The sequence below is a fragment of the Lysinibacillus sp. YS11 genome, from assembly GCF_002896375.1.
Taxonomy (GTDB): domain Bacteria; phylum Bacillota; class Bacilli; order Bacillales_A; family Planococcaceae; genus Lysinibacillus; species Lysinibacillus capsici.
Genome location: NZ_CP026007.1, coordinates 3,620,769 through 3,636,000, shown reverse-complemented (window position 1 = coordinate 3,636,000; position 15,232 = coordinate 3,620,769). Strand labels below are relative to the sequence as shown.

Below are 15,232 nucleotides of genomic sequence, written 5' to 3'. Positions count from 1 at the left end.
CCAAAAGGCGATTTTTTTATTGGAATTGGGAAAGACGAGAAAAAAAGTTTTTTACAAAGTCTAAGAAAATGATTTCTGATGGTGCAATTTCTCGATTTACGGGTGAAATAATACCAACAGTTCTAGGGATTGTAGGAGATTCAATAGGGACCTTGATGGTAAAGCGAGCTGCTGAATCATAAAGAGAACTTTCTGGTAATAGACTAACACCTATGCCTGCGGCGACTAAGCCCTTTAGTGCATCCAAATCTTCCCCCTCTGAAATGACATTTGGTAAAAAGCCTGCAGCTCTACAAGCATCCATCGCTACCTTATGCAAAATGTAACCATCTGGAAATAATACGAATAAATCATTTTTCAACTCTGCAAGCTGTATGCTTTCTCTTTTAGCTAATGGATGATTGGCTGGTAGGAGTGCGGCAATATTTTCAGTAAACAGAATGGTTGATTGAATGGATTCGTCCTTCGGGGGCAGGGGTCCCAAAAAGGCGAGGTTCAACTCCCGATTTTTAACTGCATCAATCAAAAATCGATAAGACCCTTGACGGAGTTGAAATTGTAAATCAGGATATTCGCGTTTAAAGGCTGAAATAACGGTTGGCAGAACATAGCTAGCTAAACTTGTTGGAAAGCCGATTTTAATTGAGCCCTTTGCAGGATCAAGATATTCTTCTACTTGCTTTGCTGCAAAATCGATGGCCTTTAATGCCGTAATGGTATGCTCAAGAAATGTCTTCCCTATTGGTGTTAATTTGACATTTCGTCCCACTCGTTCAAATAACGGAGTGCCTAACTCATCTTCAAGATTTGCGATTTGCCGACTAATGGCAGATTGGGCTACATGAAGATGCTCAGCAGCCTCTGAAATATGCTCACGTTCAGCAACCTCTACAAAATAGCGTAATTGACGTAACTCCACTAACATTTCACCTCTATTAATCTAAAAATAAGATTGATTATACCTTAATTATATATTATTTAAGATAAAAAATGACTGTTTATGTCAAAATAAAAATTATAAGCTGTTAGATATTTGAGAGTTCGCTATTGTAAGATGAGGAGGAGGTGGGATTCATGATAAAAAAAAGTTTAAGTTGGTTATTTATTTTATTAGCCATCACGATGCTAACTTATTTAATTTTTAACGATCAAGATACAAGCAATACTAAGTTACAGGCGGTGGATGGTCAATTAGATTTATCAGAAATAACAAAAGAGGAAGAGATTGTAGCATTGTCTGGAGAATGGCGTTTTATAGGCCATAAATTTCTTGAACCTGCTAATTTTCCTGATCATGCTCCAATTGAAAAGGTTCCTGGACCATGGCAGGCCGATGCAGAGTATGGTACTTATCAACTTAAAATTAAGCTACCACCTCATTTCAAAAAAATAGGTATTCGGGTACGAAATATTTGGTCATCTCATCGACTTTTTATAAATAATGAGATCGCTGCCTCCTATGGTAAACTTGCTACTGCTCGTGAAGCATCGAAACCAAGTAATCCTGTTTATGAAGTGTATTTTTCACCTTCTTCAGATTCGGTGATCCTAACAATACAAGTTGCAGATTTTCATAATGCAAGGCATGGCATTATATTTCCTATAGATATAGGAGATGCGGATGCTCTTGCAAAAGATGTCATTCAAGATGTGTACTTAGAAAAAACAACGATTATCATGTTATTAATATTTTCAATCTTTCATTTTAGTTTGTATTTATTAAGAATAAGAGACAAAGCGTTTTTTTATAGTGCAATGTATTTTTTTACGTTGGCAATTTTGGTATGTACAAGAGGCGAACGAACTCTTTATAGAGAGTTTCCTACTATAGAATTTGAATTTTATTTTCGTTTGCAAGATTTTATAACCTATATAAATGCAGTGATGCTATTCCTGTTCTTTGCCTATACGGTAACAGCTATGATGAAGCGTAGGACAGCTTTATTATTTGTGTCACCACTATTATTATATGGCGTTGGAACACTGCTTTTACCAGCAAGATCCTTATCGGAGCTACAATATATATTTTTTACCTATATAAATTTCCTAGCATTTTTTATAATAGGACGATTATTGTATTTGATCATGAAGAAAAGTGCTCATGTTCCGAAAAATGAACTGATAATATTAAGTGCAACAATTATATCTCTATTAATTTTTAGCATAAGTGGAACATTTGATCAGCTTTTTTTCTCTGGGCGAAATGTTTTTAATCGTATTGGTCTGCTATTCTTTGTAGTATGTATGAATATTTATTTGGCAATGCGACTAATTAATCGAACAAGAGACGCTGAATTATATAGCCAACGTCTGGAAAAGGCGACAATCGGTAAGGATTCCTTTTTAGAAGTGACAACAAATGAATTAGAACAACCTCTTTATCATGCATTAAATATTACAAAATCCTTATCAACTCAATCTATGACGGATAAGCAACAACTACTAGAACAACAATTAGAACGTTTATTATATCTAGTAAATGACTTAAAAGATTTCACTAGAATAAGGTTTCAGGATTTTAAAATAGATGTACACCCAGTTAATATTCAAATGATTATTCAGCATGTATTAATTATGCACGAAAAGAAAATAAAAAAAACGCATATTCGTTTATACAAGCACACCAATCCAAAATTATTAGTTCAAGCTGATGAGCAACGTCTAGGTCAAATCTTATACAGGGTACTTGAAACAGCTATTGCTCATGCTGGGAATGGGGATATGATTCTAACTGTTTTACATCTTGATACAGACGTAAGAATCTTGGTAGAAGGAGCTGGCCCTGAGCCTATACAGCAAAAAGCAGCAGATGAGACTGGACAGTCGATAGGGAAAGCCATCATTGAGCAGATGGGTGGTACATATTCGGTAGATTTATTACAAAATGGCATTCGATTTATCATCACCTTGCCATTCGGGGCTATGAGCAAGTGCTAAAAGACAATGAGATGATTATCATTATGAATGATCAGCCACTGTTCAATGAAAATTTGCCAAGATTACTCATAGTTGAGGATGATGTCATTCATGCAGAGGTTTTACAATCGTTACTACAAAGCCACTACGCTATAGAGGTAGTGCATTGTCCTGAGGAGGCACTCAACGTTATTCAGCAAAAAAGACCTGATTTTTTATTGATAGATGAAGTGATGCCTGGAATGGGAGGCATTGCCCTAACCAAATATATACGTCAGTATTATAGCTATATAGATTTACCGATTATGATGTTAGTAGCCAATGAATATCCAACGAATATTTCACTTATCCTGGAATCAGGGGCCAATGATTATATCCGTAAGCCAGCTACAAAAGAAATGTTACTTTCACGTTTATCGGCTATAGCATTAACGAAAGAGGCTATGGGCAAAGCGATACAGCATGAAATGGCTTTTCTACAGGCACAAATCAATCCTCATTTTTTATACAATGCACTCAGCAGTATTATTTCGTTTTGTTATACAGACGGAGAGCGAGCAGGGCATTTATTAACGATGCTTTCTACCTATTTACGTTATATATTAGAATCAGGTAAGGATGGGCAACGCGCAACGTTAGAGAAAGAGCTTGAAATTATACGTGCCTATGTAGAGATTGAACAAGCACGCTTTGGTGATAAGTTAACGGTTATTTTGACAATAGAAAATACATTAGATGCTGAAAAGATAGAAATCCCAAGTTTACTGATACAGCCTTTAGTTGAAAATGCAATTCGTCATGGGATTTTGAAAAGGATGGAAATGGGACAGTCTTTATTGAAATTAAAAGGCAGCAAAATAATTTAAGCATTCAGGTGAGGGATGATGGCGTTGGTATGACTGAGGAACAGGTAAAAGCTTTAAACAATGGAGAAAATATATTTTCAAATGGCATCGGATTTACCAATGTTCTACGTCGAGTAAAAGAAATGCCGAGTGCTACTCTTTCTATTACTTCTAAGAAAGATGAAGGTACAACAATGGTATTCATACAACCTTTAAAGGAGCTTCAACATGTGGAAAATTATTATGGTAGAGGATGAACAGCCAATTTTAGATTTGCACAAACTATTACTTGAAAAAGAGGGGCTTTTTCAAGTTATTGCCACCTTTACATCACCTTTAGAAGCAATAACTCAAATTTTGTCCATTAAGGGTGAATATGATGCGCTAATTTTAGATATTGAAATGCCAAAGATGAATGGATTAGAGCTTGCAGCTATTTTAGTAGAAGAAGGCATTGATGTCCCTATTATTTTTTCAACAGCCTATGCAAAATATGCTGTAGATGCATTTCGAGTCCAAGCACTAGACTATGTATTAAAGCCCATGACACCAGGTATTGTACTACAAGTAAATGAAAGACTTACAAAATATTATGGGCGTCAAACACAGCGAAACACTACAAAATTGGAAGTTAGTTTAAAAGGTGAGGTTGGAACAAGGATACATGACAAAGCTATTAAATGGCGAACAAAGGTTACGGAGGAGCTTTTTTATTATTTATTAGTCCATGAAGGAATCGTAGTATCGAAGTATCGTATTTTAGATGATATTTGGCCTAATATAGATGAGAAAAAAGCGTTAGCTAATCTTTATAATACGATTTACCGTCTACGTCAGCTTTTTATAGAGCTAGGTTTACCTATTCAAATAGAACGCGTGAATGAAGGCTATGAGCTGAAGACAAATGATGCAATTGTTATCACTTCTACCTTAGAGTCAGATGCTTTTTTACTGGAATCAAAAGGATATTTATGGGCATATCATCTAAATTAATGGAGAAATGGCAGAAATGTTGGATACAATCTACGTTTCTGTCTTTTCATTTGCCTAAAATTACTTTCTTTTGAGGAGACAATCCATTAATTTTTATAGCAAAATTTCTTTCTTCCAATATGAACTTAAATTGATTCCATTTTAATGAAATAGGTTATAGTATAGATATGTTGTTTATGCTAATTTGTCACAAAACCGCTACAATTAGCACTTTTCTCGAGGTTTTCACTATGTAGCTAGATGAAATCAATTCTCAATTAGGTAGATTTTATTGAAAATGAAGAAAGTCTATTCTCATTGTTTAGGTGAAGTAGTAATAATCTGAAAATGCTTACAAAGTCTTTATTTTTAAAGATTTTATTTAAGGAATGGGAAAGTAATTGAAATGGTTTGCATAGAGAACGATTTTCAGTTAAGATTAGAATGATGATAATTAAGGAATGGTTGACCCATTCACTGAACACTATGGAGGTATTTTCATGTCAACTTTAGTTATTAAAGATCTTCACGTTGCTATCGACGGAAAAGAGATTTTAAAAGGCGTAAATCTTACAATTAATACAAACGAAATTCACGCAATTATGGGACCAAACGGAACTGGTAAATCAACACTAGCTTCTGCTATTATGGGTCATCCAAAATATGAAGTAACTTCAGGTACTGTTGAGTTAGATGGCGAAGATGTGCTTGAAATGGAAGTAGACGAGCGTGCTCAAGCTGGTTTATTCCTAGCAATGCAATATCCATCTGAAATTGCTGGTGTTACAAATGCTGATTTCTTACGTTCAGCAATTAACGCGCGTCGTGAAGAAGGCGATGAAATTTCATTAATGAAATTTATCCGCGAATTAGATAAAAACATGGAATTTCTTGAAATGAACGAAGATATGGCTCAACGTTATTTAAATGAAGGTTTCTCTGGCGGCGAGAAAAAACGTAATGAGATTCTTCAATTAATGATGATCAAACCAACATTTGCAATCTTAGATGAAATTGACTCTGGTCTTGATATCGATGCATTGAAAGTTGTCTCAAAAGGCATCAACGCAATGCGCGGTGAAGGCTTTGGCTGCTTAATGATTACACACTATCAACGCCTATTAAACTACATTACACCAGACCATGTACACGTAATGATGCAAGGACGTGTTGTAAAATCAGGTGGTGCAGAGCTTGCACAACGCTTAGAAGCAGAAGGTTATGACTGGATTAAAAAAGAATTAGGAATCGAAGAAGAAACAGAAGAACAAGAAGCATAAGAAGGAGGACGAACTAGCATGACAGTGGAACTTAACTTGCCTGTAACAGTACAGGACGTGCGCTCGTTCTCAGAAGCAAATGGTGAACCTACTTGGTTTACAGAACTTCGCGCGGCAGCACTAGACAAAGTAGCTGGTTTAGATTTGCCAAAACCAGATAGAACGAATATTACAAAATGGGATTTCATGAACTTCCCAGTGTTTGCAGTTCATAGTGAGGCATTCCCTTCATTGGATGCTCTACCTGAAGAAGCAAAAGGTTTAATTGACCTTGAAGCACAAGAAAACCTATATATTCAACGTAATAATACACCAGCATATATTAAGGCATCACAAGAACTTGCTGATAAAGGTGTTATTTTTACTGATATTTTCACAGCAGTTCGTGAGCATGGCGAACTTGTACAAAAATACTTTATGACAGAAGCTGTTAAAGTAGATGAGCATAAGTTAACAGCACTTCATACAGCACTTGTTAATGGTGGAGTGTTTGTATACGTACCAAAAAACGTGATCATTGAGCAACCACTTCAAGTTGTTTTCCTTAATGACAATGCGGAAGCTTCATTATATAACCATGTTTTAGTAGTAGCAGAAGCGAATTCAGCAGTAACATATGTGGAAACTTATGTTTCAACAGTTGAAGAGGCAAAAGGGCAAGCGAATATTATTGCGGAAGTCGTTGTTCAAGATAATGCACAGGTGACATATGGTGCAGTAGATGTCCTTGCAAAAGGATTTACGACATATGTTAATCGTCGTGCACGTTTAGCGCGTGACGCAAAAGTTGACTGGGCTCTTGGTCTAATGAATGATTCTGATACAATCTCTGAAAACATTACGCATTTGATTGGTGACGGTTCTCATGCAGATACAAAAACAGTCGTAGTTGGTCGTGGAGAACAAAAACTTAACTTCACTACTGAGGTTCGTCACTGGGGTAAAAACTCAAACGGGCATATCTTAAAGCATGGTGTAATGAAAGATGCAGCTCAGTCAATCTTTAACGGTATTGGCTATATCGAGCATGGTGCGACAAAAGCCGATGCACAACAAGAATCACGTGTATTAATGCTGTCAGAAAAAGCTCGTGGGGATGCAAACCCAATTTTATTAATTGACGAAGATGATGTAACAGCAGGACACGCAGCATCTGTTGGTCGAGTAGATCCATTACAGCTTTATTATTTAATGAGCCGTGGTATCTCGAAAGCAGAAGCAGAGCGCCTTGTTATCCATGGATTCCTTGCGCCAGTTGTTACGCAATTACCAATTGAAGGCGTTCAAAAGCAACTGACGGAGGTTATTGAAAGGAAAGTTCGCTAATGATGAATAAAGACATTAAAAGCTATTTCCCAATTTTAAATCAGGATGTAAATGGTCATAGACTTGTATATCTTGATAGTGCAGCGACGTCTCAGAAGCCTGTTCAAGTGATTGAAGCGATTAAAGCTTATTATGAATTTGATAATTCCAATGTTCACCGTGGCGTGCATACACTAGGAAACCGTGCAACAGATAAATATGAAGGTGCTCGTGAAAAGGTTCGTAAGTTTATTAATGCGCAATCAACACAGGAAATTATTTTTACGCGTGGTACAACAACCGCTTTAAATACAGTTGCGACAAGTTATGGTCGTGCAAATGTTGTTGAGGGTGATGAAATTGTCATTACTCATATGGAGCATCATTCCAATATTATTCCTTGGCAACAATTAGCCAAAGAAAAAAATGCAACTTTAAAATACATTGAGCTTGAAGCAGACGGCACTCTTAGCCTAGAGAAAGTACGTGCGACAGTCACACCTAAAACAAAAATTGTTTCGGTGTCTATGGCATCAAACGTACTTGGAACAATAAATCCAATTAAAGAAATTGCTCAAATTGCACATGCTAATGGTGCTGTCATGGTAGCCGATGGTGCACAAGCTGCGCCACATATGAAAATTGATGTGCAAGATTTGGATGTAGATTTCTTAGGTTTCTCAGGGCATAAAATGTGCGGACCAACTGGAATAGGTGTACTATATGGTAAAAAGGAACACCTTGAAAAGATGGAGCCAATTGAGTTTGGTGGCGAAATGATTGATTTTGTTGGGCTTTATGAGTCAACGTGGAAGGAATTACCGTGGAAATTTGAAGGTGGAACGCCTATTATTGCAGGTGCAATAGGTTTAGGAGCCGCTATTGATTTCTTAACTGATATCGGGTTAGATAACATTCTAGAGCATGAGCATAAGCTTGCAGGCTACGCAATGGATCAACTTGAAACAATTGACGGTTTGAAAATTTTTGGCCCACGTGACCCTATGAAGCGTTGTGGATTAGTAACATTTAATCTAGATGATGTACATCCACATGATGTGGCAACGGTGCTTGACATGAATGGTATTGCTGTTCGTGCAGGACATCATTGTGCACAGCCACTAATGAAATGTCTTCAGCAAGTAGCGACAGCACGAGCAAGCTTCTATCTGTACAATACAGAGGAGGATATTGACCGTTTAGTTGCAGGGTTACGTTCTGCGAAGGAGTATTTTGGCGATGTCTTTTAATAATTTAGATCAACTATATCGTTCAGTGATTATGGATCACTATAAGAATCCTCGTAATAAAGGATCTTTAGATGAGAATGCTGTAACGATCGATATGAATAATCCGACTTGTGGCGACCGTATTCACTTAACATTGAAAGTGACAGACGGTGTTGTAGAGGATGCAAAATTTGATGGTGAAGGCTGTTCTATTTCTATGTCCTCTGCATCAATGATGACACAGCTCATCAAAGGAAAAAAAGTAGAGGAAGCTATTGAGCTTTCTGATATTTTTTCTAAAATGATGATGGGTGAGGAGTACAGCGATAAATATGACCTTGAGGATGTTGAGGCACTGCAAGGTGTTTCACAATTCCCAGCACGAATTAAGTGTGCAACATTGGCTTGGAAAGCAATGGAAAAAGGTGTGAAATAAATCTTACTTCCTTGTTCTTGAGTGAAAGCTACTATGCCTTCACTCAAAGCAAGGGATGATTACCTAGAAAAATACATCTCAATGAACGGAGGAGAAACGATGGCTAAAAAAATGCCTGATATCGGCGATTACAAATACGGTTTCCATGACAAGGACGTATCAATTTTCCGTTCAAAACGCGGTTTAACTGAAGAAATCGTCCGTGAAATTTCAAATATGAAACAAGAGCCAGAATGGATGCTAGAATACCGTTTAAAAGCTCTTGAAACTTTTTATACAAAACCGATGCCACAATGGGGTGGCGATCTTGGAGATTTAGATTTTGATGAAATTACGTACTATGTAAAACCATCAGAAGCTACTCAAAAATCATGGGATGAAGTACCTGATGAAATCAAAGCAACTTTTGATAAATTAGGTATCCCAGAGGCAGAGCAAAAATATCTTGCAGGTGTATCTGCACAATATGAGTCTGAGGTAGTTTATCACAACATGAAAAAAGACCTTGAAGATCTTGGTATTGTGTTCAAAGATACTGACTCTGCTCTACGTGAAAACGAAGATATTTTCAAACAATATTGGGGCAAAGTGATTCCTTACACAGACAATAAATTTGCTGCTTTAAACTCAGCGGTATGGTCAGGTGGATCATTTATTTATGTGCCACCAGGTGTTAAAGTAGAAACACCGTTACAAGCTTACTTCCGTATTAACTCAGAAAATATGGGTCAATTCGAACGTACACTTATTATTGTAGATGAAGGCGCTCACGTACACTATGTTGAAGGTTGTACAGCTCCTGTTTACACAACAAACTCTTTACACTCAGCAGTTGTAGAAATTGTTGTACGTAAAGATGCCTATTGCCGTTATACAACAATCCAAAACTGGGCGAACAATGTTTACAATCTTGTAACGAAACGTACAGTTGTAGAAGAAAACGGTACAATGGAATGGATTGATGGTAACATCGGTTCTAAATTAACAATGAAATACCCTGCATGTATCCTTAAAGGTGAAGGTGCTCGTGGTATGACATTATCGATTGCATTAGCAGGTAAAGGACAACATCAACATGCTGGCGCAAAAATGATCCATATGGCACCAAACACATCTTCAACAATCGTTTCTAAATCGATTGCTAAACAAGGTGGTAAGGTAACGTATATGGGACAAGTTCGTTTCGGTCCTAAAGCAAGTGGTGCTCGTGCTAACATCGAATGTGATACGCTGATTATGGATAATCAATCGACTTCCGATACAATTCCTTATAACGAGATTTTTAATGATAATGTATCTTTAGAGCACGAAGCAAAAGTTTCAAAAGTATCTGAAGAACAATTATTCTATTTAATGTCTCGCGGAATTTCCGAAGAAGAAGCGACAGAAATGATCGTAATGGGCTTCATCGAGCCATTCACAAAAGAACTACCAATGGAATACGCAGTAGAAATGAACCGTCTGATTAAATTCGAGATGGAGGGCAGTATCGGGTAATACACCTGAAATGCTTGATATATAAGGATTTTAGAGGCGTTAGAAAAACAATCAAAATCTGCCGTGCCGAAAACGTGCCGATTCAGATTTTATCATTTGTGTAGGAGGCGAACTTTTTTAGTTCGTCTTCTTCTATTTTCTCAGAAATATCTAAGTAAGTATCAGAAGTTGTTTTAATTGTTTTATGCCCTAATCGGTTAGAAACAAATTTTATACTAGCCCCCGATTTTAAAAGCAACACTGTATGTGTGTGTCTGAAACAATGAGTACCTTTATAATCTACACCAGCTTTTTTACAATACTTCTCTATACTTTCTCGAACCGTAGAAGGTGTTAAATAATTTCCAAGATAGTTTTGAAAAATGATATTACCATTATTTTCATTTGAATTTGTTTAGCCATTGCTTTCTTCTTACCAAAGCCAGTGAATTTAATTGTTTCTGCTATTGTATCCATGTCATGCACCCCTTACAGATATTTGTAATCTTATTTTATAGAAATATTACCAATAATACATATAAAAAAAGCCACTCAGTTGAGCGGCCTATACCTATTTTTCATTTAAAGCTGGGTGTTCATTATAATTAGTAACTACATCTGGGAAGCTTTCTGTTAAAAAATTATCCCAATTTATTTTATCTAGTGTTGCTTTATCTATACTAAACTTCATTACTGCGGAATCGTTCTCTTTACCGTAATTGTCAATAAGAGGTAGCTGCCAATCGACATTTATTTGTTTAATATTATCAACTTTTGAAAGTGGTTCTAAAATTTTTATAGAATCCATCCACATACCACGTTTCATCATATCTAATGTGAAATTATCCGAAGCATTTAAAGTTAGATTTAAACCACTATCGGTTGCTTCTACTTTTTCTATTACTTTTTTCTGCGAGTTATTATTTTTTCCTAGTTTATCAGTAATGATTTTTTCGACTTCTTCTGTTGAAACTTTACTAATTATTTGGGCAATGTTTTCATCAATTTTCTCTTTTTCTTCTTTAGTTAATTCTTTTTTGGGTTCTAATAAGCCAGTTTCAATAAGTGTCTCTAATTTTCCATCTTTAAAAACAAGTGATACAGAAGATTCTTTATCTATCCCATTTTCTCCGTCATAGTCTAAAAACAATCGTAAGTCTTCATTTTCTTTTGCTTCTGGATTTTTTGATTTGCCACCTACTATTTCTTCTACTTCATCTAAACTCATACCTTGTTCCAACTTTTTAAATTCGTCTGGGGTTATTGTAGCAATGTTTTCATCACCGCATGCAGCAAGTAATAATACTGATAATGACCCTATGTATAGTAATTGTTTCATTATACATTCCTCCCTCCATAATTACATTTTAGGGAATTTATTGGTGAAAGTACATAAAAAAACAGACAACCAATATTAGTTATCTGTGTCCTTGTCTATATGCTGCTGTAAGTCACCTAAGTTCTTTACATCCAATGTAATCATGATTTTTTCTAACGCATCCTTTGGATACATCCAGGAGCCTGTCATTTGAAAGCTGCCACTATTGCTGCAGCATTGGAGATCAGCACAAAGACAGTTTATCGTAGCGTTAAAAGTTAGAGAAATTAGGCATCATCGAAAAAGTACCAAGAATGAGATTAAACGGTAATAAAGGGGCTAGTATTTATCGCATTTTACCTTATGTCCCATCGAGTGTGTCCCAACGAGAGACAGACGATAAAGTTAAATTGTGACTAGGGGTTTTTTGTGTTTTTATGTTGCGAATAAAAATGGAGAGAAATAGTACTGGATTTTTTTAAGATTACATACTAAAATGATAATGAGAATCAATATCAATTAAGAAGGGGTTGATAAATCTAGAAGATGTTCAGTACTTCAATAAGCCAGATGAGATAGTTAATCATCTTCAAAGGAGAATATGTAAATGAAAAAGAAGTTTTTATTTATTAGTTTCATAGCATTATTTATGCTCATTCTCGCCGCATGTGGAGAGAAGAAGGCAGTAGAAGAGGAATCTTCCACTGATACACCAAAAGAAGAAGAAGTGACACAAACAAAAGAAGAATCAACAAATGAAAATGGCACGAGAACGATTGAATATCTTGGTGAAAGCTATGAAGTGCCAGAAAAAGTGGAAAGAATTGTTGTAACAGGAGCTATGGAAGCAATGGAGGATATGGTGGTGCTGGATGTTCACCCAGTTGGAGCTATTGCTATTGGTGGCAAGTTCCCTGAGCTCTATGCTTCTGTAACAGACAAAGCAGAATCTATTGGTGAGAAGATTAAACCAAACTTTGAAAAAATATTAGAATTAAATCCAGATGTAATTTTAGGGTCCACAAAGTTCCCAGAAGAGGTACAAAGTAAATTAGAGAAAATTGCACCTACAATTTTAGTTTCACATATTTCGACGAACTGGGAATCTAATTTGAATTTACTAGCAGAACTAACTGGTAAGCAAGCAGATGCTGAGAAGATCTTATCTACATATAAAGCTGATATTGAAGCTGCTAAGTCCACGTTAACTGAAAAACTACAAGATCAAAAAGTAGCGGCTATTCGTATTCGTGGGGGACAAGCGTATGTTTATCCAAAAGAAGTATTTTTAAATGCAGTTCTTTATGGCGAGCTTGGTTTAGCAGTACCTAATGAAGTTGCTAAAGCTAAATCTCAAGAGGCCATTTCTGTAGAACAGCTTGCAGATATGAATCCTGATTATTTATTTGTGCAGTTTTCAACAGATGAAAATGCGGACGCGCCGAATGCTTTAGAAGACTTTAAAAAGAATCCAATCATCCAAAATATTACTGCATTTAAAAATGACCGAGTATTTGTTAATGTTCTAGATCCACTAATGGAAGGTGGCCCTGCATATAGCCGAATTAAGTTTTTAGAGGCTATTCAGCAAAATCTTGTGAAATAAACGTCGCCTGTTATAGTAGCATGAGTTCAATGGAATATGGACTCATGCTTTTTCTTTGGCATAATTAAGTGATAAAAGAAGGTATATTTTTTACATGATGTTTATTTGTAGTGACATACTGTGTGCTATGATTATGTACATAGAGGAGGATGTCACATGATTGTAGTAGGATTAACTGGTTGGGGCGATCACCCTTCACTTTATAGTGGAGTGACTACTTCAAAGGATAAATTATTTGATTACACAGGTCATTTTTTAACGGTTGAAGTAGATACTTCTTTTTATGCCATACCAGCCAAAGAGCATGTTCGGAAATGGTGTGAGGATACACCTGAAAACTTCCGTTTTGTTGTGAAAGCTTACCAAGGAATGACGGGTCATTTACGTGGAGAGATTCCCTTTGAATCAAAAAATGATATGTTCAATGCATTTATTGAATGTGCCAATGAATTTAAACGTTATGGAAAGCTAGGCATGGTATTAGCACAATTTCCACCATGGTTTGATTGCCAAGGAAAAAATGTGCAATATTTATTGTATATCCGACAGCAGCTAAAGGATTTTGAAGTAGCGATTGAATTTCGAAATCAAACATGGTATGCAGAAAATGTTGTCAAGCAGACGATAGATTTCTTACGAGAACATCAATTTATCCATACGATTTGTGATGAACCACAGGCTGGTGTAGGATCTGTTCCTTTCTACCCTGTAGTGACTGCAAATAAAGCGTTGATTCGTCTCCATGGTCGCAATATACATGGATGGCGGAACACAGGAAATGCAGAAAATTGGCGTAAAGTTCGCTTCTTATATGATTATAATAAAGAAGAATTACAGCAGCTTGGGGATAGCATGAAAAAGCTTGAACCAGAGGTCAATGAACTCTTCGTTTTATTTAATAATAATTCTGGTAATCATGCAGCGAAAAACGCAAAGGAGCTACAAGGTATGTTGAATATTAACGATGTCGGGTTGGCACCTAAACAATTAAACATGTTTGAAGGGGAACTATAATGGAGTTTATTTTATTAGTCATCATTGCCTTGCTTGCTGGTCTAATTGGCTCATTAGTTGGGCTAGGTGGTGGTGTAGTATTAGTACCAGCAACATTATACATCGGCTTAAATTTAGGAATGATCCCAGATATTACACCACAAAAAGTAGTCGGTTTATCAGTGGTGATGATGATTTTCACGGGACTTGCCTCCACGCTAAGCTATATGAAATCTAAGACGGTGGATTATAAAAGTGGTTTTATATTCTTTATTGGAAGTATTCCAGGAACAATCCTTGGCGCATGGGTCAATAAAGGATTAGATTTACCATCCTTTAATTTATATTTCGGTATTTTACTTATTATTTTATCGATTATTTTGCTTGTGAGAGACAAACTGAAGCCTGTAAAATGGTTTGTAAAAAATGGTATGCAGCAAGAGTTTACTGACTCTGAGGGAAAAACCTATGTATATGGCTATCCCATTTGGTTTGCTATTACATTAACATTTGGTATTGGCTTTGCTTCTGGTTTATTTGGAATAGGTGGCGGCTCCATGATCGTGCCAGCAATGATTATTTTATTCTTATTCCCCCCACATGTCGCGGTGGCAACATCGATGTTTATGGTATTTTTAACGTCCATTGTTAATTCTGCAAGCCATGTTTATTTCGGTCATGTACCCTGGCTTTATACTATTCCAGTTATTCCTGGGGCTTATGTTGGAGCAAAGCTGGGTGCTGCGTTAAATAAGAGGATTAAATCCGATACACTTGTACTAGCTTTAAGGATTATTCTATTATTACTAGGAATTCGATCTATTATAGAAGGCATATTAGCTTAATTTGAAGTGAG

At 36.3% G+C, this 15,232-nt stretch carries 16 protein-coding genes; 12 read left to right on the top strand and 4 right to left on the bottom strand.

The genetic code is table 11. The annotated features are described in order from the left end of the window. Nucleotides 1-16: 16 nt before the first annotated feature. On the bottom strand, nucleotides 17-919 hold the full coding sequence (locus LBYS11_RS18295) for a glutamate biosynthesis transcriptional regulator GltC (protein ID WP_048394390.1): 903 nt from the start codon (nucleotides 917-919) through the stop codon (nucleotides 17-19). Nucleotides 920-1,074: 155 nt separating this feature from the next. Here LBYS11_RS18295 and LBYS11_RS18290 point away from each other — a divergent pair, with 155 nt between their 5' ends. The 9 genes from LBYS11_RS18290 (at nucleotide 1,075) to sufB (ending at nucleotide 10,480) form a co-directional block, all read left to right on the top strand. After that, entirely contained in the window at nucleotides 1,075-2,937 is a 1,863-nt protein-coding gene (locus LBYS11_RS18290) for a sensor histidine kinase (RefSeq protein WP_103118727.1), read from the top strand. Then, nucleotides 2,931-3,782: a response regulator gene (locus LBYS11_RS18285; RefSeq protein ID WP_103118726.1), complete on the top strand. Its 852-nt coding sequence runs from the start codon at nucleotides 2,931-2,933 to the stop codon at nucleotides 3,780-3,782. Before LBYS11_RS18290 ends, LBYS11_RS18285 begins: the two co-directional genes overlap by 7 nt. 8 nt (nucleotides 3,783-3,790) lie before the next feature. Next, nucleotides 3,791-4,018: a sensor histidine kinase gene (locus tag LBYS11_RS18280; protein WP_233732145.1), complete on the top strand. Its 228-nt coding sequence runs from the start codon at nucleotides 3,791-3,793 to the stop codon at nucleotides 4,016-4,018. Further along, nucleotides 3,990-4,754 carry a response regulator gene (locus tag LBYS11_RS18275; RefSeq protein WP_103118724.1) on the top strand — a complete coding sequence of 255 codons (765 nt, stop codon included), beginning with the start codon at nucleotides 3,990-3,992 and terminating at the stop codon, nucleotides 4,752-4,754. The genes LBYS11_RS18280 and LBYS11_RS18275 overlap by 29 nt, the downstream gene beginning before the upstream one ends. A gap of 479 nt (nucleotides 4,755-5,233) precedes the next feature. Further along, on the top strand, nucleotides 5,234-6,013 hold the full coding sequence (gene sufC / locus LBYS11_RS18270) for a Fe-S cluster assembly ATPase SufC (protein ID WP_016994918.1): 780 nt from the start codon (nucleotides 5,234-5,236) through the stop codon (nucleotides 6,011-6,013). 18 nt (nucleotides 6,014-6,031) lie between these two features. Then, the gene (sufD, locus tag LBYS11_RS18265; protein WP_103118723.1) at nucleotides 6,032-7,339 is read left to right on the top strand and encodes a Fe-S cluster assembly protein SufD; all 1,308 of its coding nucleotides are present in this window, start codon (nucleotides 6,032-6,034) and stop codon (nucleotides 7,337-7,339) included. Beyond that, nucleotides 7,339-8,568: a cysteine desulfurase gene (locus tag LBYS11_RS18260; RefSeq protein ID WP_048394396.1), complete on the top strand. Its 1,230-nt coding sequence runs from the start codon at nucleotides 7,339-7,341 to the stop codon at nucleotides 8,566-8,568. The genes sufD and LBYS11_RS18260 overlap by 1 nt, the downstream gene beginning before the upstream one ends. Beyond that, nucleotides 8,558-8,983 (top strand): Fe-S cluster assembly sulfur transfer protein SufU, encoded by a 426-nt coding sequence (gene sufU, locus LBYS11_RS18255; RefSeq protein WP_016993621.1) that lies wholly within the window; start codon nucleotides 8,558-8,560, stop codon nucleotides 8,981-8,983. The genes LBYS11_RS18260 and sufU overlap by 11 nt, the downstream gene beginning before the upstream one ends. 99 nt (nucleotides 8,984-9,082) lie before the next feature. Continuing rightward, nucleotides 9,083-10,480, top strand: a complete 1,398-nt coding sequence (gene sufB / locus LBYS11_RS18250) for a Fe-S cluster assembly protein SufB (RefSeq protein WP_016993620.1) — start codon at nucleotides 9,083-9,085, stop codon at nucleotides 10,478-10,480. 82 nt (nucleotides 10,481-10,562) lie between these two features. Here sufB and LBYS11_RS18245 read toward each other — a convergent pair whose 3' ends face one another. From LBYS11_RS18245 to LBYS11_RS18240, 3 genes are all read right to left on the bottom strand, one after another. After that, nucleotides 10,563-10,844 (bottom strand): tyrosine-type recombinase/integrase, encoded by a 282-nt coding sequence (locus LBYS11_RS18245; protein WP_233732843.1) that lies wholly within the window; start codon nucleotides 10,842-10,844, stop codon nucleotides 10,563-10,565. Further along, nucleotides 10,814-10,936, bottom strand: a complete 123-nt coding sequence (locus LBYS11_RS24010; protein ID WP_255409625.1) for a hypothetical protein — start codon at nucleotides 10,934-10,936, stop codon at nucleotides 10,814-10,816. Before LBYS11_RS24010 ends, LBYS11_RS18245 begins: the two co-directional genes overlap by 31 nt. A 94-nt stretch (nucleotides 10,937-11,030) precedes the next feature. Beyond that, nucleotides 11,031-11,798, bottom strand: coding sequence for a hypothetical protein (locus LBYS11_RS18240; protein ID WP_103118722.1), 768 nt, complete (start codon nucleotides 11,796-11,798; stop codon nucleotides 11,031-11,033). Between the two features lie 586 nt (nucleotides 11,799-12,384). Between LBYS11_RS18240 and LBYS11_RS18230 the strand changes: the two genes are divergently transcribed. From LBYS11_RS18230 to LBYS11_RS18220, 3 genes are all read left to right on the top strand, one after another. Continuing rightward, nucleotides 12,385-13,383: an ABC transporter substrate-binding protein gene (locus LBYS11_RS18230; RefSeq protein WP_103118721.1), complete on the top strand. Its 999-nt coding sequence runs from the start codon at nucleotides 12,385-12,387 to the stop codon at nucleotides 13,381-13,383. Between the two features lie 156 nt (nucleotides 13,384-13,539). Next, entirely contained in the window at nucleotides 13,540-14,397 is an 858-nt protein-coding gene (locus LBYS11_RS18225) for a DUF72 domain-containing protein (protein ID WP_066038194.1), read from the top strand. After that, the gene (locus tag LBYS11_RS18220) at nucleotides 14,397-15,221 is read left to right on the top strand and encodes a sulfite exporter TauE/SafE family protein (protein ID WP_054549446.1); all 825 of its coding nucleotides are present in this window, start codon (nucleotides 14,397-14,399) and stop codon (nucleotides 15,219-15,221) included. The genes LBYS11_RS18225 and LBYS11_RS18220 overlap by 1 nt, the downstream gene beginning before the upstream one ends. Nucleotides 15,222-15,232 lie beyond the last annotated feature (11 nt).

Bases quoted from the DNA above. Each gene is read 5' to 3' on its own strand.
- LBYS11_RS18290 (WP_103118727.1), top strand. From the start codon at position 1,075: ATGATAAAAAAAAGTTTAAGTTGGTTATTTATTTTATTAGCCATCACG.
- LBYS11_RS18275 (WP_103118724.1), top strand. From the start codon at position 3,990: ATGTGGAAAATTATTATGGTAGAGGATGAACAGCCAATTTTAGATTTG.
- sufC (WP_016994918.1), top strand. From the start codon at position 5,234: ATGTCAACTTTAGTTATTAAAGATCTTCACGTTGCTATCGACGGAAAA.
- sufD (WP_103118723.1), top strand. From the start codon at position 6,032: ATGACAGTGGAACTTAACTTGCCTGTAACAGTACAGGACGTGCGCTCG.
- LBYS11_RS18260 (WP_048394396.1), top strand. From the start codon at position 7,339: ATGATGAATAAAGACATTAAAAGCTATTTCCCAATTTTAAATCAGGAT.
- sufU (WP_016993621.1), top strand. From the start codon at position 8,558: ATGTCTTTTAATAATTTAGATCAACTATATCGTTCAGTGATTATGGAT.
- sufB (WP_016993620.1), top strand. From the start codon at position 9,083: ATGGCTAAAAAAATGCCTGATATCGGCGATTACAAATACGGTTTCCAT.
- LBYS11_RS24010 (WP_255409625.1), bottom strand. From the start codon at position 10,936: ATGGATACAATAGCAGAAACAATTAAATTCACTGGCTTTGGTAAGAAG.
- LBYS11_RS18240 (WP_103118722.1), bottom strand. From the start codon at position 11,798: ATGAAACAATTACTATACATAGGGTCATTATCAGTATTATTACTTGCT.
- LBYS11_RS18230 (WP_103118721.1), top strand. From the start codon at position 12,385: ATGAAAAAGAAGTTTTTATTTATTAGTTTCATAGCATTATTTATGCTC.
- LBYS11_RS18225 (WP_066038194.1), top strand. From the start codon at position 13,540: ATGATTGTAGTAGGATTAACTGGTTGGGGCGATCACCCTTCACTTTAT.
- LBYS11_RS18220 (WP_054549446.1), top strand. From the start codon at position 14,397: ATGGAGTTTATTTTATTAGTCATCATTGCCTTGCTTGCTGGTCTAATT.